At 58.5% G+C, this 23,788-nt stretch carries 15 protein-coding genes; 9 read left to right on the top strand and 6 right to left on the bottom strand.

Annotated features, from left to right (window positions below; genetic code table 11):
* Window positions 1-329: 329 nt before the first annotated feature.
* Window positions 330-1,385, bottom strand: coding sequence for a RepB family plasmid replication initiator protein (locus tag AFK67_RS21015; protein WP_050555390.1), 1,056 nt, complete (start codon window positions 1,383-1,385; stop codon window positions 330-332).
* A gap of 813 nt (window positions 1,386-2,198) precedes the next feature.
* Here AFK67_RS21015 and AFK67_RS21005 point away from each other — a divergent pair.
* Both AFK67_RS21005 and AFK67_RS21000 read left to right on the top strand, forming a co-directional pair.
* Complete coding sequence (locus AFK67_RS21005) at window positions 2,199-3,398, top strand: AAA family ATPase (RefSeq protein WP_007733236.1); 1,200 nt, start codon at window positions 2,199-2,201, stop codon at window positions 3,396-3,398.
* 7 nt (window positions 3,399-3,405) lie between these two features.
* Complete coding sequence (locus tag AFK67_RS21000; protein WP_007733234.1) at window positions 3,406-4,374, top strand: ParB family protein; 969 nt, start codon at window positions 3,406-3,408, stop codon at window positions 4,372-4,374.
* 674 nt (window positions 4,375-5,048) lie between these two features.
* On the opposite strand, the gene AFK67_RS20995 is transcribed toward AFK67_RS21000, so the two are convergent.
* The 5 genes from AFK67_RS20995 to AFK67_RS20975 are packed head-to-tail and all read right to left on the bottom strand — an operon-like array spanning window position 5,049 to window position 13,018.
* Entirely contained in the window at window positions 5,049-7,244 is a 2,196-nt protein-coding gene (locus tag AFK67_RS20995; RefSeq protein WP_007733229.1) for a TonB-dependent siderophore receptor, read from the bottom strand.
* A 24-nt stretch (window positions 7,245-7,268) separates the two neighbouring features.
* Window positions 7,269-8,591 (bottom strand): lysine N(6)-hydroxylase/L-ornithine N(5)-oxygenase family protein, encoded by a 1,323-nt coding sequence (locus tag AFK67_RS20990; protein ID WP_007733227.1) that lies wholly within the window; start codon window positions 8,589-8,591, stop codon window positions 7,269-7,271.
* Window positions 8,588-10,333, bottom strand: a complete 1,746-nt coding sequence (gene iucC / locus AFK67_RS20985) for an IucA/IucC family protein (RefSeq protein WP_007733225.1) — start codon at window positions 10,331-10,333, stop codon at window positions 8,588-8,590. The genes AFK67_RS20990 and iucC overlap by 4 nt, the downstream gene beginning before the upstream one ends.
* The gene (locus AFK67_RS20980; protein ID WP_007669608.1) at window positions 10,330-11,277 is read right to left on the bottom strand and encodes a GNAT family N-acetyltransferase; all 948 of its coding nucleotides are present in this window, start codon (window positions 11,275-11,277) and stop codon (window positions 10,330-10,332) included. Before AFK67_RS20980 ends, iucC begins: the two co-directional genes overlap by 4 nt.
* Window positions 11,270-13,018, bottom strand: a complete 1,749-nt coding sequence (locus AFK67_RS20975; RefSeq protein ID WP_007669604.1) for an IucA/IucC family protein — start codon at window positions 13,016-13,018, stop codon at window positions 11,270-11,272. Before AFK67_RS20975 ends, AFK67_RS20980 begins: the two co-directional genes overlap by 8 nt.
* A 135-nt stretch (window positions 13,019-13,153) precedes the next feature.
* Here AFK67_RS20975 and AFK67_RS20970 point away from each other — a divergent pair, with 135 nt between their 5' ends.
* The 7 genes from AFK67_RS20970 (at window position 13,154) to glgX (ending at window position 23,743) form a co-directional block, all read left to right on the top strand.
* Window positions 13,154-14,365 carry an MFS transporter gene (locus tag AFK67_RS20970; protein WP_007669601.1) on the top strand — a complete coding sequence of 404 codons (1,212 nt, stop codon included), beginning with the start codon at window positions 13,154-13,156 and terminating at the stop codon, window positions 14,363-14,365.
* Window positions 14,362-15,252, top strand: a complete 891-nt coding sequence (locus tag AFK67_RS20965) for a siderophore-interacting protein (protein ID WP_007733221.1) — start codon at window positions 14,362-14,364, stop codon at window positions 15,250-15,252. Before AFK67_RS20970 ends, AFK67_RS20965 begins: the two co-directional genes overlap by 4 nt.
* A 122-nt stretch (window positions 15,253-15,374) precedes the next feature.
* Complete coding sequence (locus tag AFK67_RS20960) at window positions 15,375-15,659, top strand: helix-turn-helix domain-containing protein (protein ID WP_007669594.1); 285 nt, start codon at window positions 15,375-15,377, stop codon at window positions 15,657-15,659.
* Window positions 15,660-15,661: 2 nt separating this feature from the next.
* Window positions 15,662-16,981 (top strand): type II toxin-antitoxin system HipA family toxin, encoded by a 1,320-nt coding sequence (locus AFK67_RS20955; RefSeq protein ID WP_007733218.1) that lies wholly within the window; start codon window positions 15,662-15,664, stop codon window positions 16,979-16,981.
* A 305-nt stretch (window positions 16,982-17,286) separates the two neighbouring features.
* Entirely contained in the window at window positions 17,287-19,071 is a 1,785-nt protein-coding gene (gene treZ, locus AFK67_RS20950) for a malto-oligosyltrehalose trehalohydrolase (protein WP_007733217.1), read from the top strand.
* On the top strand, window positions 19,068-21,599 hold the full coding sequence (gene treY / locus AFK67_RS20945; RefSeq protein WP_038885052.1) for a malto-oligosyltrehalose synthase: 2,532 nt from the start codon (window positions 19,068-19,070) through the stop codon (window positions 21,597-21,599). Before treZ ends, treY begins: the two co-directional genes overlap by 4 nt.
* Before the next feature lie 68 nt (window positions 21,600-21,667).
* Entirely contained in the window at window positions 21,668-23,743 is a 2,076-nt protein-coding gene (gene glgX, locus AFK67_RS20940) for a glycogen debranching protein GlgX (protein WP_007733215.1), read from the top strand.
* Window positions 23,744-23,788: the final 45 nt, after the last annotated feature.

The raw sequence follows: 23,788 nt of genomic DNA, 5'->3' as shown, positions 1-23,788 counted from the left end.
TACCGGGCAACATTCATTACCCCGCAGGGCGAAATGCGCAGGCTATTGGACGTAGTTACGCGGAAAGTTAATGCCGTCTCGCCAGCCTGTTTCACGGTTAACTGACTGTATTACCAGCACTAAGCAAAAGGATTTCACGCTGAAATCGCCAGCGCGATTGCGCTATGAGGAAAGATCGGCTTAATACCTGTAAAGGATCTATCCACTGTGATGAGTCAGTGCTTAACATTAACCACTGGAGTGAGTAACATCCACTACAGGGAGTAATAACCACTGTAGTGAGTAAGGCGGCGAACGTGCCTGTCAGCCTGCTCACTACAGTGGATGATTCAGATCTGCCCCTTGCGTATTTTCTCCAGCAGCGCCAGCTCTTCTTTGGTCAACATCACCATTTCGCCCTGCTCTTCCACCGCGGCGGCATTATCTGCCGGCAACTCTTCACCCGCAGGCAGCGCGCCAGGCAAACTTTGCGGGCGCAGTTTCGGCCTTCTGTAGTGGATATGAAAGTACACCACCCGCCCGCGTTTGATTTCGGTGTAGTCGAGATAGCCTATCTCTTTGAGCTGCTCCATCGCCTTACGCACCGTAGAGTTTTGCGTGATGGTGCGCGAGGTGAGATTCAGTCGTGCTCGCAGACGTGCCAGCGAGACGGGTGCCGGGTTAGGCGGCAGACTTTCAATAAAGGTATAGAGCGCCTGGGCAGACTCCTTACGCGACAGCTCGTTAATGGCGCGAAGCTGCAGCAGTACCTTTTTGTCGAACTGATAAAGCTCGAAGATTTTCGGGTCGGCCTGTAACGTCACCTCATCCTTTTTGGCGCTGTACTTGGCGGACTGCACCAGGTGCGTGACGTAGTACTCCCCTTCTTTGTTACTGAAGGAGATGGTATTGGTGGCGATGCGGGTGAGAGAAGCGTCAAGACGCTTGCGAAGCTTCGCGGACGAACGCGCAGAAGGGATACCACACAGCTTCACAAATTCCACAAACGGCAGCGTCACACTGTCACCGAGGACATTGTATTTGGCGAAGGCATGGATGATCCCAACCCAGGTCTTAAAATCATTGTCCATATCCAGGCGCGCGCCGGTGATTTTAATATTCTCATAGCCTTCGGACTTCACCAGCGAGAGCTGTTTAAGCTCTTCAGTGACATCCATAGAGGACATCTGGCCCTTACGACCACGGGCCGTGGATTTCAGCGTCGGGACGAACAGGCCAAGGCGCATCAGCGCGACCGGCTGCACCGTGTTATTGCGGTTCGGTACCAGCGTCACGAGTTCGCCAGTTTTACGGTCCAGCTCACTGAAGGCGTCATTGATATTAATGCTCTCGTCATCAGCCACGTGCGGGTCTCCTGTCCTTAATGTCCGGTGCTTACTCACCATAGTGGATATTAACTTCGCCAGTGAGAGTATCACTCACCATAGTGGATATGTCACACGCTTATACGCGCCGATTGCTCTCCACAGTGGATGTTTACTCTCTACAGTGGTTATTCACTCTCCCCAGTGGATGTTATGCAGGATCCGCACGCGCGATCAGGGGGGTTACTCGCTACAGTGGATATCCGAAAACGTACGTACCGCCCGCGATCTGGTACAGTGAAAGTCGCTTAAACGCAGGATTCTGCAGCGCCGGCTGTGAATAACGGTGTGAATGTGTCAGAACAGAAACAGGCGATGAAAATAAAAAAACTTTTATAACAGTGCGTTACAGCGAAATGCAGCGAGCGGATAACGCTGCGGCGCTACTCACTACAGTGGATGCAGACCACTCTCTTCAGCCGTTACCGGGCTCGCTACAGTGGATGATCGGCTCACTCCAGTGGATATTCTACTCACTATAGTGGTTAAAAAGTTCTGCAACACCATGATCTGAATAAGAAAATCGGGAATGGGATCTTTAAGGATCTCATAGGGGATCTTTCTGGGATCGACTGCTTTGATCTGCCCTGTGGATAACCTGACAACCCGGATGCCCCTGAGCATCTCTCTCCCGTCCCTGCCTCCGCGCTTTTGCGCTTCCTCAAACGAACGGCGACGCCGTCCGTTTTTGCGGTGAGCGCTGCGATCTTTCATGAATCATCCACAATGTCAGTGATTTGCACTGACGCACAGAAGCACAACATTTATGTTTACCGCCTGGCTTTTATGCTGTATTTTCGTTTAAATCAATAAATCCTGCATACAGTGAGTTTTATGATGGATAGTGAGCAGCAGTTGACGAAAGTTGCCGAACGTTCAGAAAGAATGCTTCTGGGCCTGACAGAGCAGATCCAGCATCAGAAAGATGAGCTTCAGGAAAATACCTTTTATCAGGTCTATGCCAAAGCCGCGCTGGCCAAACTCCCGCGCCTGACGCGCGCCAGCGTCGATTACGCGGTCAGTGAAATGGAAGCGAACGGTTACGTGTTTGATAAACGCGCCGCGGGCTCTTCCACCAAGTATGCGATGTCCGTTCAGAACATTATCGATCTCTATCATCATCGCGGCGTGCCCAAATACCGGGACCGCCATGATGAAGCGTTCACAATTTTTGTCGGTAATCTGAAAGGCGGTGTGTCCAAAACGGTCTCTACCGTCTCTCTGGCACATGCGCTGCGCGTTCACCCTCACCTGCTGTTTGAAGATCTGCGTATTCTGGTTATCGATCTCGATCCCCAGTCATCGGCAACGATGTTCCTTAACCATACCCGTGCGGTAGGCACCGTGGACACCACCAGCGCGCAGGCCATGCTGCAGAATGTGACGCGCGAGGAGCTGCTGGAAGAGTTTATCGTGCCATCTATCGTGCCGGGCGTGGATGTGATGCCCGCCTCTATCGAAGATGCTTTTATCGCCTCCCGCTGGGAAGAACTGTGTGCCGAACACCTGCCGGGCGCCAGTATCTACGCCGTGCTGCGTAAAAACATCATCGACAAAATCGCCACCGATTACGATTTTATTTTCGTCGACAGCGGCCCGCATCTTGACGCTTTTCTGATGAACGCCATTGCGGCGTCGGATGTGCTGTTCACGCCGGTCCCGCCAGCACAGGTGGATTTCCACTCGACGCTGAAATACCTCACCCGCCTGCCGGAACTGATTGCCCTGATTGAAGCGTCCGGCTGCCAGGTCAGGCTGCAGAAAAATATCGGTTTTATGTCGAAGCTCCTTAACAAGGCAGACCATAAGCTCTGTCACAGCCTCGCCAAGGAGATTTTCGGCGGCGATATGCTGGATGTCGCCCTGCCCCGCCTGGACGGGTTTGAGCGCTGCGGAGAATCCTTTGATACGGTGATCTCTGCTAACCCCGCCACCTACATCGGCAGCAGCGAAGCGCTGAAGAATGCCCGCGCCGCCGCTGAAGACTTTGCCAAAGCGGTTTTCGATCGCATTGAATTCATTCGTATGAGCTGAGAACACTATGAGCACAAAAAGAGTCACCATTGGCCGTACACTCACCCATTCGCCGTTTAAGGAAAGCACGGACGCCGAAACCTTCACCTCGGTGTTTGTTCTTAATTCCGGTCGCAAGGCCACATTCCGTCTGGAAACGGTCGCCCCTGCCGACGTTGGCGATAAAACGTTTGTACGGCAGGAAACCAACGGACGCGACCAGTCGGCGCTGACGCCGGAATCGCTGCGCGATATCACCCGTACCCTGAAATTCCAGCAGTTCTTCCCCGCCATTGGCGTGAAAGCGGGTGACCGCATCGAGATCCTCGACGGCTCCCGTCGTCGTGCCGCGGCGCTTATCTGCCACACCGGGCTGACCGTGCTGGTAACGGAAGCCGCGCTGAGCGCGGAAGAGGCGCGAAAGCTTGCCAAAGATATCCAGACTGCCAAAGAGCACAATATCCGCGAGGTAGGGCTGCGTCTGATGGCGCTGAAAGAAGCCGGACTGAATCAGAAAGAGATCGCGGAGCAGGAAGGGCTGTCGCAGGCGAAAGTAACCCGCGCGTTACAGGCTGCGTCGGTCTCGGCCACGCTGCTGGCCTTCTTCCCGGTACAGTCCGAACTCACCTTCAGCGACTACAAAACGCTCTGCGCCGTCGAGGAGTCGTTACTCAAAAATGAGATAGCGCTGCAGACGCTCATTGACACGATCTCCGGGGAAGTCGACATCGTACTGAGCGAACCGGATCTGGCGGAAGACGAAGTAAAAAATCGTATTGTGCGCATTATTGCACGCGAAGGCGAGCTGCTGACCTCCCCAGGCCCGAAGGACAAAGCCGTGATTGCCTCGCTCTGGCGCTTCCCGGACAAAGACCGCTTTGCGCGCAAGCGCACCAAAGGGCGTCTCTTCAGCTATGAATTTAACCGGCTGTCGCGCGAGGTTCAGGATGAGCTCGATCGTGCGATTGAAAATGTGCTGAAGAAGCATCTCTCCTGAGCGGACTGCCCCTCGCCGTGGTGATTTCACCGGGAACCCGCTGAAATAGCGTCTTTTTCAGCAGAGATTTCACGGTGAAATCGCCAGCCACTCTCCCGGCTGGTCTGTTCTTCTCCTCTAATATTTACTCTTCATAGTGGTTGTTTAGTCCTTTTTCCTCTGAGCTTCCCGATGAAATTTCACGGCGTTCGCCATGGCATGTTTTTACGTAATTAACTGATTTTATTTGTTTTTTAATGAGGATTTCACGCTGAAATCGCCACATTTACGCTTATCGACCGTGCCTGTCCCGCATCCAAAACGCTAACCCGCCGGGATTGCGTTAATGCAACTGCGGCGCTCCTGGCGTTTCGCTGGTGCTGGTATTAAACGTGCCACACGCGTTGCGCTCTTTTCAGTGATTAATTCGGCAAAGCGTTTTTTACCGCCCATCCCCCTTCGTTGCAGCGAACGGCACTGGGTCGCGCGCCTGCCCGGCGCGGCGTTTCAGATGTTCTGTGTCTGGCTGGGTGGGAACTGGCGGTGAGTAAAAGAGACGCTGACAGTGTAATACGGCAGGAAAAATGATATCCACTACGGAGAGCTGTAACGCATTACAGTGGTTCTGCGAGAGACCTTCCGGGAAAGAACAAAAAAAGGCCGCTCGCGGCGGCCTTTTTCGCATGTTGCGGCTGTCAGAACAGAACGGAGTAATTCACACCGAACGTACGGCCGCGCCCTTTGTAGGTATAGAGATCCGGTGAGCCATAGGTCGGGCTGTACAACCCCGGCGCACGCTGACCCCAGATCGTGGTGTAATCTTCATCCAGCAGGTTTTCAATACTGAAGGCGATTTTGCCGACAGGGAGCGCATAGCTGCCCATAAAGTCCACGGTGTTGTAGCCGTCGATTTTTTTACCCGCATCGTCAGAAACATCGAAGGTCTGAGTGCTTTGCAGGCGCAGCGTCCAGTTGTCCGGTGCCCAGTTGACCCAGGCACTGACTTTTGACGGACTGGCGCTGTCAACCGTCAGCTTTTTCCAGTCGCCATCGACACGGGTTTCAGATTTGATGGCGTTAAAGTTCGCGCCGGTGCTCCAGTCGCTGTCGCTGAAGAAGTAATCCGCCTGGCCTTCCACCCCATAGATACGACGCTTGTCATCGTCCAGGGTGATGGTCATATCGGTTTTATTGATGTTGATGGTTTTGTCAGAGACAGAATAGTACGCGGCAAGTTGCGTACGCAGATTATCGCCTGTGTAGCGCCAGCCCAGTTCATAGCTGTCGACTTTAATGCCATCCAGCCGCGAATCATTGACGTTAACGCTCTTGAGCAGGCGGTAATGCCCATTCTCCAGACGATAGGTGCCGGAACCGTAATATTTGGCGAGATCCGGCAGTTCAAAGCCCTGAGAAAAGTTAAACCAGAGCTGCTGGCGTTCACTGAGGTGACCAAGGATACCTGCGTTAAACAGCAGATTGTTATAATCCGTTTTACCGCCCGGCACCGCATCAGCGGAGGTGGCTTTGCCGGTAGCAATGCCTTGCTGCTGGGTGTAACCCACAAAGTCATCCACCTTATTTTCGGTGTACTGATAACGTACCCCGCCGCTTAAGGTGATCGCCTCAATGTCATAACTTGCCTGCAGGAACGGCGCCAGGTTGGTAATGCTGTAATCCGGATAGCGCCCTACGTTATAAGCATTGTCCAGCTTCATGCCGCCGCTGGCAGCCGCTTTGTTCAGATCAAAAAACTGCTGGTTGGCATTAAAGGTTTCATGCTCGGCATCAACGCCATACGTGAGTGATAGTGCATCGAGCGGTTTGCTGTTTACGGTCAGTTTGCCGCCCCAAAAATCCGTTTTCTGCTGCGAGGCGCCAATACTGGTCACCCGCGTTTTATCACCGTTAAGCGTCGGGAACGGATAGTAGGTGAGGCTTTCATCACGGTAATAAATTTGTGCGACCAGGTCCTGTCCCCATGCATCAGTATTGGAGTACTGAAGGTTAATCAGGTGACGTTCGGTGCCCGGCAGGCGATCGGAATCGAGATTGCCTTTGTTACGAGCAGTGCCGTTGCCTGTAACAGCCGAGAAATTCTCGCCCAGAAACAGGCCGTGCTTACCATCGGCCTGACTCTTGTAGTATTGCGTCGTGAGTTGCAACTGCTGGTGGTCATCAATATTCAGCGTGCCGGTGCCCATAACGTCCAGTCGATCCGAGTACTGCAGACCGGTCTGGGTATTATCAATAATGGCTTCATCGCCGTTACCGTCATACCAGCCGCCATAGCGCTGATACGCAACCGAGAGACGACCAGACGCATTATCGTTACCGCCGCTGACAGCGGCCGCCACATTTTCATCATGATCGTTATGACTGTTGAAGCCACTTTTGGCACCGGTCTGGAATTCTAACTGCGTTTCTGGCTGCCCTTTTTTGGTCACGATATTGATCAAGCCGCCAGTACTGCCGCCGCCGTAAAGCGACGTCGCGCCGGAAATCACTTCGATGCGCTCAATGTTAAACGGATCGATGGAGTCCAGCTGGCGGCTGTCGCTGCGTGAGGAGTTCATTCTCACACCGTCGACCATCACCATCATGGAGCGGCCGCGCATATTCATGCCGTAATTGGTACGGCCCTGGCTGCTGACGTCCATGCCAGGAATGAGCTGCGCCAGGACTTCTTTTAACTCTTTACCGCCCTGAACCTGCTGTTCAATCTCAGCCTGTTCGATAACCCATGTGGTCTGTGCCATATCCGCAGCACTGTGTCCGGTACGGCTGGCGGCAACCACCAGCGTCTCTTCTTTCTGCGGCGCCCCCCAGGCAGAGGCGGAAAGCATGGCAAGCAAACAAGGATTCAATACCCAAAGATAAGGACGCTTCATTGTTATGGTATTCCTGAGAGTGTGTTAGTAGTCAGTGCTTTTTACGGGTTGATAAACCTGACGCGGTTCCTTGTCTGACCGGGAACGCCAGTGGATCACGCCGGGTGTGGTGCCCAGGTCAAACGGCTCATCCGGGTGCGCGACATTAAGAATACGCGCCGCCCGCCAGGCCATCAGGCTGAGCTGAGGTTCCGCAATACCAAGGCTTCGCATCCCGGCATTGACGGCAAAAAGATGGTTCGTGGCTGGGCCATTCCACTCCAGCGTGAAATCGGTATTGACCCTGAAGCCTTCGTGCTCGTCCAGCGTCAGGCGCTGCGCCAGCGGCGCGAGAAACGCCGGCTGGGCAGGGCGGTAGCCGGTGGCGAAAATCACCACATCGGTCTCCAGAGTTTCTTCACCGTTATCGAGGTGATGACGTAACGTCAGACGCTGGCCCTGCGGCTGAGTGGCCACGCGAGTCACCGAGCGCGAGGGCAGCAGGTGTGCCCACGGTTTTTCACGCAGGACTTCAAAGCGGTGATACATCGCGCGGTAAATCGCGAGCAGCGATTCGGCCGTGACGCCGTCAGAGGTCATCTTCTGCTCGGCGAGTAGTGCACAGCGTGTTTGTTCATCAAGCTGCGCGAAGCTTTCCAGATATTCCGGCGTGAAATACTCGTTCGCGAACGCGGCTTCATCGAGTGCGTTGTAGTTGTTACGGCGCGAAACCCAGTTCAGCGCAGCAGGCTGGCCCCACTCCCCGCGGAAAATATTCAGGAACAGATCGGCCCCGCTCTGACCACCGCCCACGACAGCGACGCGCTTGCCGGCAAGCGTCGGCGTGCGGAGCATCATTTCGCTGGCGTGGAAGCAATTGTCGTTTTGCGCAGGCACGCAGTCGGGCAGGTTGACTTGCTTACCGATGCCCATGCAGACATGACGCGCCTGGAAGCGATCGCGCGGGGTCTCAATTTCAAACAGGCCGCTGGTCTCGTCGAATCGCACCTGCTGCACGTGCTGACTGAACGCCAGGTTGCTCAGGTTGTCCGCCGCCCAGCACAGGTAATCGGCGAACTCTTCGCGGGATACGGTGCGCTGCTCAGTCGTCAGGAAGCGGTAGAATTTTTTCCGCTGCACCAGATAATTCAGGAAGCTGTAGCGATTGGTCGGCTCCACGGCGCTGACCAGATCTTTCAGGAAACTGGTCTGCATATGGCAGTCCGGCACCATCATGCCCGGATGCCAGGAGAAGTGCGGTTTTCGTTCAAGGAACAGCGAGCTGAAGCCGTCAAGCCCTTCGGCGAGCGCGGCGATGCTGAGATTAAACGGGCCGATGCCAATGCCGATGAAATCATACGTTTTCATGATGCGGTCCCTCTGGTGACCAGATACAGCGGGTTATCAAGATCGGTGAGATAGTGGGGCAACATGCGGCTGCCGCCGTCATGCTCAGAGAACGTCAGTTTGACGGGGTTTAGCACCACGCGGATGATTTGCGGTTTAAACAAATCAAATTGCGCGAATCGCGCCGCCATCGCCGGATGCGCGGCCATATAGTTTTGCAGTACATCCGCCAGCAGCTGATAGAACCGGGTTTCACTGACGCCGCACTGTACCGTCAGGCGCGAGACGAAACGCAGCACCGTTACAAAATGCCCCGTCTGTAAATCATGAATAATGTAGTCGGCGCCAAGACGCGCGGTCACCGCTTTCACCGGCTCCGGCAGGCTCTCCATCTCCGGGAATGCCTCGTCTACGAGACGCATGTCGCCCTGGAAATCCTTCAGTAAAATGCGCTGCGGCACATGGTCTTTCATGACCAGCGTGACGTTCTGGCCATGGGCGATAAGCGCTACGCCGTAACGGCACAGCAGGTGATAGAACGGGATGACGACAGCGCTGAACATTTGCGTCAGCCAGGCCTCGGCGCTTAAGCCTGAGCGTGAGATCCAGGCATCAATGAGCGGGCGACCCGCGTTATCGGTTTCCATCAGTGCTGCCATCAGCACAGCCTGTTCACCTTGCTGCAACCAGCAGGACGGATTTTCACGCCAGATGACGCCAAACATCTCCTGGTAGCGGTAGGGCGCGGTTTTCAGCGCCGCGTAACCGGTGTGCGAGACATAACCCGCGGCTGGCTCGCCGAGGATCTGCGCGCCAGAGGCAATCAGGGTTTCATCGCGCGCAAACTGTTGCTGCAACCAGCGGGAGGCCAGCGGCCCGGCGGCGATGTATTTCCCCGGAATGCCGCGATAACAGGACGTGTTATAAATCGTCAGCGGCAGTTTGATATCAAACGGCGAGCGGCGGCTCACGTTGGTGAGCGTTCGCAGCGACTGCTGCGCAATATACGCATCGCCGAATTCGCCGAGATCGAGAATGTCGCCGCGTGCCAGCTGCGGCAGAAAATGCAGCGCTATCTTCTGCTGCCACTGCCACGGATGCAGCGGCACCGGAAGCCAGTTTTCATCAAGATGCAGCGCCTGCCAGTAGCGGGTGAAGCGCAGACGTTCCGTCTCGTCCATGGCGCTTGCCAGCAGATTGTTAATATCGCAGTCCGCGTCACTGCTCCAGACCATCAGGTCGCGACGCACGGCGACCCAGTGCAGCTGAAAACGGCCACGATATTCCGGCGCGTAAGCTTTCAGCGCAGTGAGGCCCCAGCCGCGGCGGCCTTTATTGAAAATAAACTTCGGATGGCCGGACATCAGGCACTGCAACTCATCCGGGTCCATATCGATAAGTGCGTCGGCGCTTAAATCCTCACGCGCTTCCAGCAATTGCAGATCGCCGCGCAGCGTGGCGTAGAGATCTTCAAGATGTTCTGCCGTTTGCGCATCCGTCATCTTCAGCACCGCTGCCAGTTGACGCAGGGCGCTTTCCGCTTCCACCGCGCCGCTGTGCTGGTTTTCAAGCGTCGCCGGGTCGATATGCAGCCAGCCCCAGATGCCGCGCGTCGCACTGAATGTCCAGGTGTCCTCGCCAAGCATGAGAGTCCAGCGGCCTGCGCCAGTTTCGTTTGCCGCAAGCGTGCGTTCATACTCCAGTTCGGCGAGTATTTTCGCCACCATCTCGCGATTGACGCGCTCCCACCATTGCAGCGTCATAACCCCACCTCGCGGAAAAAGTGGTCGCGCTGGCTCATCACCAGACGCGAGCGTTTATGCGGGAAATCAAACTCCTTTACTGTCCCGAAGCCCGCTACCGGCAGATGACGGAACAGGCGTTGATTGTCAAAGCGCGGTTCGGCGACGAGGCGCTGCGTCCGCGGTTCATCCAGCCACAGATAGTGGCTCAGGCCGCGCAGCCAGCTGCGGATATAAGGCGCGCCCCGCCACTGCTCTTCGCCCACCAGCATATGCAGGCCGCGGTCGAAGGGTTGCCAGCGGTAGTGACGGCCGATGCGGTCTTCCGCCGCCCAGTAGATTTCGAAATAGCCGAACGGCGCATCATCAAAGCAGCCAATAAGCGGGTAGCAGTACGAGGAATCGAGCTGTTTACGCAAATAGGCTTCCTGTTCCGCCTGCGGGCCAGCCATTTCCCAGAAGGCGTTGACGCGCGGCGCGTTCATCCAGCGGGTGAAGTGCTCCGCATCCTGCGCCACGTCTGCTACCCGGAAACTGAGCGTACGTTTGATTTGGGGATCATAGCGGCGATAAACCTCACCGTGAGGACGTGGCGCACGCACCGGAAACGCGAGCTGTCGCGTCTCGTCATACTGCATAACGCCGCGGGCAGGCGTACGCTCGCCGCGCAGCCACAGCGGCAGTTGCCAGAACGTGTCACGGGCAAGATAGTCGCACTGCACGCGTTCAAACAGCGCCTGCGCCTGCGGCTCATCGCGCCACTGCGCCCATGGCAGCGTAATGCCAGTCAGCGCCGGCGCGGCGATAAACAACTGATCGAGTGCGCTAACCAGCCAGCCTTGCGGCAAAGCACCCGGATAATTCAGCACGCCGCTGCCATCCAGGCCGAGCGCCAGCGGCAGGGTGAGGTTGAGCTGCGCGCAGCGAAAACCATACCCGTCATGAATAATGCTGGCTTCAGGCATCATGCGCGCTCCCTGTAAACGGATTATCGAAGTCGAAGTAAATGACCGCCGGATCGGCAATGGTGTTTTCGTTGTGGTCGTGCAGATAGCAGAAGAAGTTACCTTTGCAGTTCCAGTGGCGGCTCTCCAGCACGTAATCGAGACAGCGGGTATCACGCGCCGTGGCGCGCAGCCCGACGAGGGCTTCGCGCACGATGGCCATCAGGTTTTCTTCGCTGTCGAACCCGGCGGCGCCGAGCGCGGCGGTGACGGCAAGCGTTGAATTCACCAGCAGGTAATACGGGAAGTAGCGCAGGAGCTGGGCTTCGCTGAAGCGGTTTTCCGCCTGTGGCTCGCCGGCTTCTGCAAGCCACAGCAGCGCGCCGTCGGTAAACCCGCTGCCCTGGCAGTCACGGTAAATCAGGCCCACCGGCAGATCCTGCTGCATCTCCACCAGAATATTTTGCTGATGCGCAAGCAGCACCAGGCCGTAGTCGGCTTCGGCGCTAAAGAGCGGCAGCAGAACGCGATCGCAATACGCTTTCACCCAGCAGCGTGCGGCCTGCGGCGGCGGAAGCGCCAGGCGTTCGCCAAGACGACGTACCGCTGAGGCGAGCAGGCTGTCGCCGCCGTCCGGAGCGGCCTGCGTCAGGCTCACCAGCACGTTAGTCTGCGTCTGCGGCGTGGCGAACAACAGATTAACGCGCAGCGCCATCAGGCTCTCTTCCTGAATTTCTCCGGCCACGTCGCGCAGCCCTACCCAGCCATCTTCCTGCATCACGCGCATGGTCGGGTAACGTGCCTGCAGCGCCTGCCAGCGGCTGGTCTGTGCCATGCGTGCCAGACGCATACCGCGTTTAACTTCCTTGACCGACAGCGTGCGTACAGAGTTCGTGAGCCGCACGCTGAGGGAGAATTTGATCATGTCATTATTGGTTTCGCTGTAGAGCGAGCGTGATGAACTGGTCGGCAGCCATGGCGCGCCCGCCTCGCCCAGATCGATGAGCTCGCCCTTTTCCACCAGCGCCTGACACCACGGCTGCGCCAGCAGATAGGCTGCCTGCCACGGATGCATCGGCACCAGCCAGCGCGTGTCAGTAAAGTGCGAGAGCAACCCTGGCACACTCTGAGCCGCAAAACGCAGCAAACGCGTGCGCAAATTAAGCCCCAGACTTTCCCCAGCTACGTGCGATTTATCTACCGCAAACCAACGCAGCGGAAACCGGGGCGCGAAATCCGGCAGATAGCGGCGTGCTTCGGTTTCGTTAAAAGGCTCATGTGATTTCGGGGCCGGGTGAAACGCATGTCCGACCAGCAGCGCCTGTTCGGCCTGTGCAAAATTAAGCGGCTGCGCGCGCAGCGTATTCCAGTCATGGCGCAGTTCAATCGCCTGCCAGGTGTGACGATGGCTCTCCTGCACGCGGCGTGCAAAGCGCACCAGGACATCGTCGGCAAGCTCGCCTTTCACGGAGGGTTTGGTCAGAATGAGATCAACAAGTGTTGCAAAATCAATCGGTTCGCCGCGGTCTTCATCGTTCATGATCCGCAGCGCCGGGAACCTGTACTGATGGTGTTGCGTGGGAGAGAAATAACGCAGCGGAATGCGAATGGCCTGCGTGTCAGAAAGGGGGACGTGGATCTGCGCCGGTGCCTGCGGCGATGGGCCGGGAAGATGTTGCCAGTCCCGGGTTTCACGCAGCAGAGCGTTGAGAAAACACTGAGCCGCAACGTCGGTAGCGGCGGGGCGGGGCAGAGAAACCATAACAAACACATCCTTTGTTGATAATGATTATCGTTATGATAGGGATTCTATTTACACTGGCAACTATTTTTGCAATATTTGTTTTCAATAATTTCATAAATATCTCACATTTGTTGACATTACATTTACCCGCTTATGGATGCTTCTTCTCATGCCGTACCCGCCCGCCGCACAGGTAAGTCACTCTGGCCGCTGGCGCTGTGCGCGGGACTGCTCGGGATCGGGCAAAATGGTTTGCTGGTGGTGCTGCCCCAGCTGGTGCAGATGACGGGGTTATCGCTCTCTGTCTGGGCCGGTTTGTTGATGTTCGGTTCAATGCTGTTTTTACCAGGCTCCCCCTGGTGGGGACGGCAAACAGAAATCCGGGGCTGTAAATTTGTGGTGGTGGCCGCGCTCGGCGGTTATCTCGCAAGTTTCGGCGTCATGGCGCTGGTCGTCTGGGGAATGGCGCGCGGTATCGTTGGCGTTTCATGGGGGCTTACGGGGCTTATCGTCTCACGCGCGCTTTATGGCATGACGGTTTCCGGCATGGTGCCCGCCGCCCAGACCTGGGCGATGCAGCGCGCCGGTATGGAAAACCGGCTCATGGCGCTGGCCTCTGTCAGTTCCGGCCTGAGCTGCGGGCGTCTTATCGGTCCACCGCTTGCGGCCGCCGCGCTCAGTCTTCATCCGCAAATGCCGCTCTGGCTGATGGCGCTCGCACCGTTTATCGCGCTGCTGCTGGTGGCGCGCCAGCATAACGATCCGCCGCTTGCGCCGGTCGCGCACCAGTCGGCGCGGCTGCGCCTTAATATGCTGCCGTATCTGGCACTGGCGCTGCTGCTGGCTGCCTGTATCAGCCTGATGCAGCTCGGTCTGTCGCCGCATCTGCGCCCGTTGTTTCAGGGCGATCTCGCAACAGTCAGTCATCACGTCGCGCTGCTGTTAAGTCTGGCGGCGGCAAGCACGCTGCTGGCGCAATTTCTGGTGGTAAGGCCACAGCGCCTTGCGCCGCGCGCGCTGTTGTTAAGTGCGGCGGGGCTGATGACCGCCGGCCTGCTTTTGATGATCCTGCCGGGGTTAATATCCTTTTATGCGGGGATTGCGGTGACCTCGTTTGGCGCCGCGATGGCCACGCCGGGCTATCAGGTGCTACTGAATGACAGGCTCACCACCGGCAAAGGCGCAGGCGTTATCGCGACCAGCCACACGCTTGGCTACGGTGCCAGCGCGCTGCTGGTGCCCGTCATTTCGCTCTGGTTTGGCGAACATGCCCTTATTGTCGCTGCCTTTATTATTGCTGCGCTGTTTTTACTCTTCAGCATCGGCGTATGGCGTACCGCCGCGCCGCAGGAGCCCCGCTTATGACCGCCAGTTACCGTATTTTTAATGTGACGCTGCGCCGCCGCGTTGCCGTGACGCCCTCACTGTTGCGCTGCGTGTTTACCGGCCCGGAAATTGCGCATATGAAGCATGAAGCGCCCGATCAGCGGATCAAACTGCTGTTTGCGCGCCCGGATGGCGACACGGCGCAGTTACCGGTGAGCGACAGCTGGTATCAGGATTATCTGGCGCTGCCCCGTGAGCAGCGGCCACTGATGCGCACCTACACCTTGCGCGCGCTGCGCGCAGCCGAATGCGAACTGGATGTGGAGTTTGTTCTGCATGGTGATACCGGCCCCGCTTCGCGCTGGGCCAGCCACGCGAAACCTGGCGATGCGCTGCAAATCGTTGCACCGGATGGCGAGTTCCCGGGCGACAGCGGCGGTTACGAATGGATGGCCGATGATGCGCTCCGCCAGGCCTTGCTGATAGCCGATGAAACGGCGCTGCCCGCCGCGCTCGGCATCCTTGAACAGCTCGCCCGTAAGCCTTCTCCGCCCCGCGTACAGGCCTTTCTGGAAGTGCCGCTGGCGCAGGATGTTCAGCCTCTGCGCTACCCGTTTGCCGATATCCACTGGCTTGCGCGTGAAGACCGCGCCTTACACGGCGAGCGGCTGCTGGAGGCCGTGAAAACGGCTGCCACGCTGCCGGCCTCTGCACTCTCCGCAGTGGATATTACCCAGCCAGAAACCACTGACGACGCGCTTATCTGGCAACGCGCCGGTGGGGCAGGGGCATTTCGCGCCTGGGTCGCGGCTGAGTCTGGTGCCGTGAAACGCCTGCGACATTACCTGACGCGCGAGCGTCAGCTTGATCCGTCCCGCGCCTGTTTTATGGCGTACTGGGCGCGCGGTAAAAGCCACGCGGAATAGGTTTCCTTCAACGCAGAGCGACTCTTTTAACACCTTTTACGCTGTATTTGCCAGTTACAGCCTGGAAGGTGTAAAATAGGGAATACAGCTTATCGTTTGTAACTGAAGATGCGGGTAATAACATGACTACCGTCTATCCACTGAAAACGCTCAGCCAGCTGCGCCCGCTGCTGGTGGGCTTTCGCAAAAACCAGGGACTGACGCAACGCGAAGTGTCCGAACGACTTGGGGTTACGCAGCAAACGTATGCCCGGCTTGAGGCCAACCCTGCCTCGGCAAGCATTGAACGTTTGTTCCGCGTATTTAACGTGCTCGGTATTGAGATGACGCTTAGCGAAATGCAGAAGGATCCCTCCTCTGATATCGCTGCAAGTGACACCTCGCCCGCCCGTCGTGAGGCGTGGTGACGATGCGCCGCACGCCGCGTTTAGCTATCTGGATGAACGGGATCCCGGTCGGCTACTGGGATAAACACCTCGGGGACGATCGGCTGGAATACCTGCCGGAATGGACTGAGGACGCGCAGGGCCGACCGCTGTCTTTGTCGCTGCCGTTCACCCCGGGCAACCAGCCGTATCGCGGCACGCGGGTGCGGGATTACTTCGATAACCTGTTGCCGGACAGCGAAGGCATCCGTCGCCGCCTGGCGATGCGTTACCAGGCGCACAGCCTCGACCCGTTCGATTTGCTGGCGGAACTGGGACGCGACTGCGTTGGCGCCATCCAGCTGCTGCGCGCTGATGAACAGCCGGAAAGCCTGTTTGCCATTCGCGCTCGCCCGCTCTCCACAGTGGATATTGCCGCGATGCTGCGCCATACCGCCCAGGCGTTTCCCGGCCAGCAGGGTGAAGAGGAGACGCTGCGGCTCTCTATCGCAGGCGCACAGGAGAAAACCGCGCTGCTGTGGCACAACGGTCAGTGGTGTCTGCCGGAGGGCAACACGCCCACAACGCATATCTTCAAACTTCCGCTGGGACTGGTGGGCAATATGCAGGCGGATATGCGCACGTCGATTGAAAACGAATGGCTCTGTTCGCAGTTACTGGCCGCGTATGACATTCCCGTCGCACGTACGCAGATGGCGCAGTTTGAAGAGCAAAAAGTGTTGATCGTCGAGCGCTTCGACCGCCGGTTATCGCGTGATAAACAGTGGTGGCTGCGCTTGCCGCAGGAGGATATGTGCCAGGCGCTCGGCGTGTCGCCGCTGCGAAAATACCAGTCTGATGGCGGGCCGGGTATCGGCGATATCATGACTATCCTGAGTCGTTCAGAGCAGGCGCGGGCCGATCGTGCCACTTTCTTCCGCGCGCAGATCGTTTTCTGGATCCTCGCCGCAACAGACGGCCACGCCAAGAACTTCAGCATCGCGCATCTGCCCGGCAATCGTTATCACCTGACGCCGCTTTATGATGTGTTGTCCGCCTGGCCGGTGATTGGGCCGGGGAATAACCAGATTGCATGGCAGAAATGTAAGCTCGCGATGGCGGTGCGGGGCAGCAGCAATTATTACCATCTGAGCCAGATCCGCCGACGCCACTGGCTGCGCCAGGGCGAGCTTGCGGGGCTGTCGCACGCGCAGGTCACCGCGATGGTAGACGCGCTTATCGCCGCGACACCCGATGTTATCGACCGCGTGGCCGCTGCGCTTCCGGCTGGCTTCCCCTTAGCGCTGGCGGAGCAGATTTTTGAGGGCATGCGCCAGCAGTGCGCGCGTCTGGCGAACGCCTGACCTTTCATTCTGTGCCGCGCTGCCCGCGGCATCGTCTCTTCTTTCCCTTCGCGCCTCACCCAGCCTTCCCGGCACTTCTCCGGTAATGGTCTATGATTGTTCACGTATGCCGCCAGGGCCGGGACACTCAGACCATCGTGACATCCCCAGGCAGGAAACCGCCATTCACCGTGGCGGCCTGCACGCGACCGACCCGCTGCGGCACCCGGATCATGCTTACACGTTAACGCTCCTGAGGCGCGCCGCAGGAGCGGAAATTGCGCGATCGCGCCACTGCTCACTTCTGGATTAGACGAGGTAACAGAATGGAATCAACATTCCTGAAAAGTTGGGGTAGCGAATATCTGGCGAACGGCGCCGTTCGCTTTCGTCTCTGGGCGACCGGGCAGCAGAGCGTGACGCTCCGGCTTGCGGGCCAGGAGACTGCAATGACGCCGACAGCCGATGGCTGGTTTGAACTGGAAATGCCAGGCGTTACGCCCGGAACAGAATACAGCTTTGTACTGGCCGACGGGATGACGGTGCCGGATCCGGCATCGCGCGCCCAGAAGGCGGACGTCAACGGCCCGTCGCTGGTCGTTGATCCCACCGCCTATGACTGGAAGAACACGGACTGGCAGGGCCGCCCGTGGGAAGAGACCGTCGTGTATGAGATGCACATTGGCACTTTCACACCGGAAGGCACCTTCCGCGCGGCTATCGACAAGCTGCCGTACCTGGCGCAGCTTGGCGTTACGATGCTGGAAGTGCTGCCGGTGTCGCAGTTTGGCGGCAATCGCGGCTGGGGATACGACGGCGTGTTGCTTTACGCACCGCACTCCGCCTACGGCACGCCGGATGATTTCAAAGCATTTATCGATGCCGCCCACGGGCATGGGCTTTCTGTCGTGCTGGATATTGTGCTCAACCATTTTGGCCCGGAGGGCAACTATCTGCCGCTGCTGGCCCCGGATTTCTTCCACAAAGAACGGATGACACCGTGGGGCAACGGCATCGCCTATGATATCGACGCCGCGCGCCGCTATATCGTGGAAGCGCCGCTCTACTGGCTGAAAGAGTACCGCCTCGACGGGCTGCGCTTTGACGCAATCGATCAGATTGAAGACACGTCGCCAAAACATGCGCTGATTGAGATTGCCGAGCGCATCCGCGCGGAAATCACCGACCGACCGGCACATCTCACCACGGAGGACAGCCGCAACGTTATCTTCCTGCATCCGCGTAACCCGGACGGCAGCGCACCGCTGTTCACCGGCGAGTGGAACGACGATTTTCATAATGCGGTACATGTGTTTGCTACTGGCGAAACGCAGGCGTATTACCAGGATTTTGCCGACGCGCCGGAAAAACGCGTCGCTCGCGTGCTGGCGGAAGGCTTCGCCTATCAGGGCGAAGTGTCGCCCCAGAGCGGCAAGCCGCGCGGGGTGGACAGCACCTGTCAGCCGCCCGTCGCCTTCGTCGATTTTATCCAGAATCACGATCAGGTTGGTAACCGCGCCTGGGGCGAGCGGCTGATCGAGCTTGCAGGCGGCAATCGCACAAAGGCATTGCTGGCGACGCTCTTGCTTTCGCCGCATATCCCGCTGCTTTTTATGGGCGAGGAGTACGGCGAAACCAACCCGTTCCTGTTCTTTACCGACTTCCACGGTGATCTTGCCAAAGCCGTGCGGGAAGGGCGTGCGCGTGAATTTGAAGGCCACGGCGACTATGAAGGCGAGGGCGTACCGGACCCGAATTCGCAACAGACCTTCGAGATGTCGAAGCTCGACTGGCAGAAGCCTGAAAGCGAAGAGGGGAGGGTGTGGCTGAGCCTCACCCGCGAACTACTGACGCTGCGCCGTGAACATCTCGTCCCGCTGCTCGCGACCGCGGGCGGCCATAGCGGCCGGGTGGTGGAAACCGCGCCGGGTTTTGTGGCAGTAAGCTGGACATTCCCGAAAGGCACGCTGTCGCTCGCGCTAAATATTAGCGCGCGCGCGCATGCGCTGCCTGAACTGCCGGGTGAAACTCTGTTCGCGTGGCCGCAGGCCAGCGCCGATGTGCCGCCAGACGGCATTCACGTTCGCCTGGCAAAAGGAGACGCGTCATGAGCATTCCAGCCTCCACCTACCGTATTCAGTTTCGCAACGGCATGACCTTCGACCGCGCGGCTGGTCTGGTGCCTTATCTGAAACGGCTCGGCATCAGCCATCTTTACGCCTCGCCGGTGTTTACCGCGACCACTGGCTCGACCCATGGCTATGACGTGACCGACGCTAATGAGATTGAACCCACGATTGGCGGGCGCGAGGGCTTTGACCGTATGGTGAAAGCCCTCAAAGACGCCGGGCTGGGGCTGATTCTCGATATTGTGCCGAACCACATGGCGGCGTCGCTGGAAAACCCGTGGTGGCGCGATGTCATTGAACACGGCGCAAACAGCCGCTACGCGCGCCATTTCGATATCGACTGGACGCGCCGCCTGACGCTGCCGTTCCTCGGCGACACGTTCGAAACGGTACTGGAAAACGGCGAGATAACCGTTAAGCCGGACCCGGGCACCGGCAAACCGGCGCTGGCGTATTACGACAGTTATTACCCGCTTAACCCGGAAACCTGGCAGGGGCGCGAGGCGCAGGTGCTGGCCGTTACCGATAAACAGGCCATCGCTGCGCTGCATGACCGCCAGCCGTACCAGTTGATTTCCTGGCGCGACGCGCCGCGCTCGCTCTCGTATCGCCGCTTTTTTGAAATCACCGGCCTTGCGGGCGTGCGCGTCGAAGATGACGCCGTGTTTGATGACAGCCACCGGCTGATCCTCGACCTGGTGCATTCCGGCGCGGTGGACGGGCTGCGGGTGGATCACGTGGACGGGCTCGCCGATCCGAAAGCGTATCTGGAGCGGCTGCGCGAAAAAGCCGGGCCGGATTGCTATATCACCGTCGAGAAAATCCTCGGCAAAGGCGAGCAGATCCCGCAGGACTGGCCGATTTCCGGCACGACCGGCTATGAGTTTATCGCCGCGCTTTCGGATGTGCTGGTGGATGACGCGAAGCTCGACGATCTCAGCAAGGCGTATCACGACGTGGTTGGCCAGGAAGTGGATATGCGCGCCGAGTTGCGCGACGCCAAGCTGCTGATGGCTGACCGTAATTTTGAAGGCGAATTCACCACGCTGCTGCGGCTCGCCACGGGCATCGCGCAGGCCGAAGGCGTCACGCTGGAGGAGCCGCTGCTGCGCGGCGCGCTGCGCGAGTTGCTGGTGGCTTTCCCGGTTTATCGCACCTACGGCACCGCGCAGGGACTGACGCCTGCCGACAGCGCGCTGCTGCAGAAAATCGTGGCGAAAGTGCAGGCAAGCGATCACGCGCCGGATCCGGCCGCGCTCGGGTTCCTCGCCGATGTGCTCGCGGGCACGCTTTCGTCGGCCTCGCAGGATGATGCCGCCACCTTCCGCACCCGTTTTCAGCAGCTGACTGGCCCGCTGATGGCAAAATCGGTGGAAGACACGCTGTTTTTCCGCCAGAACATGCAGCTCGCGCTGAACGAAGTGGGCGCCGAGCCGCTGCCGCGCACCTACTCGGCGGATCGCTTTCATAAAGAGATGAAACTGCGCCTGCAACATCAGCCGGACGCGCTTACCAGCACGTCAACCCATGACACCAAACGTGGCGAAGACGCCCGCGCGCGGCTCTATGCGCTGACCGAAGCGCCGCTGTTTTATGCAGAATGCGTCGCCCGCTGGCGTCAGCTCAACCAGACCAAAGTGGTGTTCCTGAACGACGGCACTGCGCCGAAGGGCGTCGATACCTGGATGCTCTATCAGGCGCTGGCGGGCGTCTGGCCCGCGACGCTGAAGCCGGATGATGAAGCCGGGCTGAAAGCGCTGGAAACGCGCTTCCTGGGGTTCGTGGAAAAAGCGCTGCGCGAAGCGAAACTGCGCACCGACTGGGCAGACACCAACGACGCCTATGAAAAAGCGGTGCTGGATTACGCCAGCCATATGCTGTCGCCCGACAATCACGATTTCCTGCACGATTTCCACGACGCGCTGCAACCGTTTATCCGCGCGGGCCTGGTCAACAGCCTCACCCAGACGGCGCTCAAGCTGACCGCGCCGGGCGTGCCGGACATCTACCAGGGTAGCGAAGCGCTCAACTTCAGCCTGGTCGACCCGGATAACCGCCGCGAGCCGGATTTTATCGCGCTCGACAGCATGCTGGCTCCGCAGGCGAATCTCGCTGCCACGTCGCAGGACTGGCTCAGCGGACGGCTGAAACAGCATCTTATCGCCCGCGTGCTGCGCCTGCGCCAGCAGAACCCGGCGCTGTTCCGCCACGGCGACTATCTGCCGCTGCACGCCGAAGGCGAGTTCGACAGTAATGTGATTGCCTATGCCCGTACCCACGGCGGCGACGCGCTCATCGTCATCGCTCCGCGCCTGATGTTCACGGCGCTGTATGAAAGCGCGTCGCTGCCGGCCAGCGCTCGCTGGCACGACACGCATATCGCACTGCCGCCGGCGCTGGCTCAGCGTCGCTGGCGTAACGTACTGACCGGCGAGACGATAGCGCTGACCGATCAGATAAACCTGGAGACCGCCGACGGCTGTTCGTCCGTGATCCTGATAACCGACTGATTCCATGCAAATAAACATCATGAATCGTGGTAGTCCTGAAAATTTACTGCCTGGATGGAGAGGGAAATATGTCAAACGGTAAGGCTTTTGAAATCACGGCGGGATGCAGTTATCCCCTCGGCGCAAACTATGACGGCGAGGGGGTGAACTTCGCGATTTTCTCGGCGCATGCGGAGCGCGTCGAACTCTGCCTTTACGATCCGAGCGGCAAAAATGAAATCGCCCGCCTGACGCTGCCGGAGTATACGCATGAAGTCTGGCACGGCTACGTGCCGGGCCTGCAACCGGGGGCGCTGTACGGCTATCGCGTACACGGGCCTTACGATCCGCAGAACGGTCATCGTTTTAACCCGAACAAGCTGCTGGTGGACCCGTATGCACGCGAGCTTGCCGGAAATATCGAATGGAACGAGGCGCATTTTGCCTACGACCTGCTGCATGAAGATAAAGACCTGACGTTTGACGAGCGCGACAGCGCGCCCTATATGCCAAAGTGCCGCGTTATCGATCCGAATGAATTCGACTGGCATGATCAGAACCGGCCTTCCATCGTCTGGCCGCACGCGGTGGTCTATGAGACGCATGTGAAAGGCTTCACCCAGCTTAACCCGGCCGTACCGCCGGAGATGCGCGGCACCTATGACGGCATGGCGCACAAGGCGTCGGTGGATTACATAAAGAGCCTCGGCATCACCTCCGTCGAACTGCTGCCGGTACACTGGTTCCCGGACGATCAGCATCTGCTCGACAAGGGCCTGAAAAATTTCTGGGGCTATAACTCGCTGGGTTTCTTCGCGCCCGCGTCGCGCTATTTCGGCCCGCGCGGCATTCAGGGGTTCCGCGATATGGTGCGCGCCTACCATGACGCTGGCATCGAGGTGATTCTGGATGTGGTCTATAACCACACCGCCGAAGGGAACGAGCTTGGCCCGACGCTCTCGTTTAAAGGCATCGACAACTTCTCTTACTACCGCACCATGCCGGATCAGCACCGTTACTACATCAACGATACCGGTACCGGCAACACGGTAAATACCTCGCATCCGCGCGTGTTGCAGATGGTAATGGATTCTCTGCGTTACTGGGCAGAATCGATGCATATAGACGGTTTTCGCTTCGATCTCGGCACTATCCTCGGGCGCGAGCCGGAGGGCTTCGACCAGCGCGGCGGCTTCTTTGACGCCATCATGCAGGATCCGGTGCTCTCGAAGGTGAAGCTTATCGGCGAGCCGTGGGACATCGGCCCCGGCGGCTATCAGGTGGGCGGCTTCCCGCCGGGCTGGGCGGAGTGGAACGACAAATACCGCGATACGGTGCGCGAATACTGGAAGGGCGATAACGTCTCGACCGATTTCGCCGCGCGCCTGCTCGGCTCCGGCGACCTCTACGATCAACGCGGGCGCAGGCCGTGGGCGAGCGTGAACTTTATCACCGCGCACGACGGCTTCACGCTGAACGATCTGGTTTCTTACAACGACAAACACAACGAGGACAACGGCGAGGACAACAACGACGGCCATAACGATAACCGTTCGTACAATTACGGCGCGGAAGGGCCGACCGACGATGAAGGCATCAACGCGGTGCGCGAACGTCAGAAGCGCAACTTCCTCGCCACGCTCCTGTTCTCTCACGGTACGCCGATGCTGCTGGCGGGCGACGAGTTTGGCCGCAGCCAGATGGGCAATAATAACGGCTACTGTCAGGACAGCGAGATCTCCTGGGTACACTGGGAAAATCTGCCGGAAAGCGCCGAAGCGCTGCGCGAATTTACCCGCCGGGTGATTGCGCTGCGCGCGCAACAGCCGCTGCTGCGCCGGGAAAACTGGCGCGACGGCATGGTTATCGAGTGGTTCAACGCAGGCGGCGGCTATCAGCAGCCGGAGCAGTGGGACGAGGGCTCGACGCTCGGCGTCTATATCGGCAGGCCGGATCTGGAAACCGAAGAGGGGATCTGGCACGACGTGCTGATGCTGTTCAACCCGTTTGAAGGCAACGTGCCGTTCCGCATTCCGCAATTTGGCGAAGGCGGCTGGGTGCTGGAGCTGACGACCTCTGAGACCGCGAACGAAGGGATTGTTATCACCAAAGAGAAGGATTTCGAACTGGAAGGGCGCAGCATCGCGCTGTTCCGCCGTCCGTAACGCGTGCCATCACACGCATCAGCGGCGCAGGGCTCGGGCTCTGCG

This window comes from Cronobacter dublinensis subsp. dublinensis LMG 23823, assembly GCF_001277235.1.
In the GTDB taxonomy this organism is placed as follows: domain Bacteria; phylum Pseudomonadota; class Gammaproteobacteria; order Enterobacterales; family Enterobacteriaceae; genus Cronobacter; species Cronobacter dublinensis.
The sequence above is the reverse complement of the archived record's forward strand: the minus strand, read 5'-3'. Positions and strand labels throughout refer to the sequence as shown.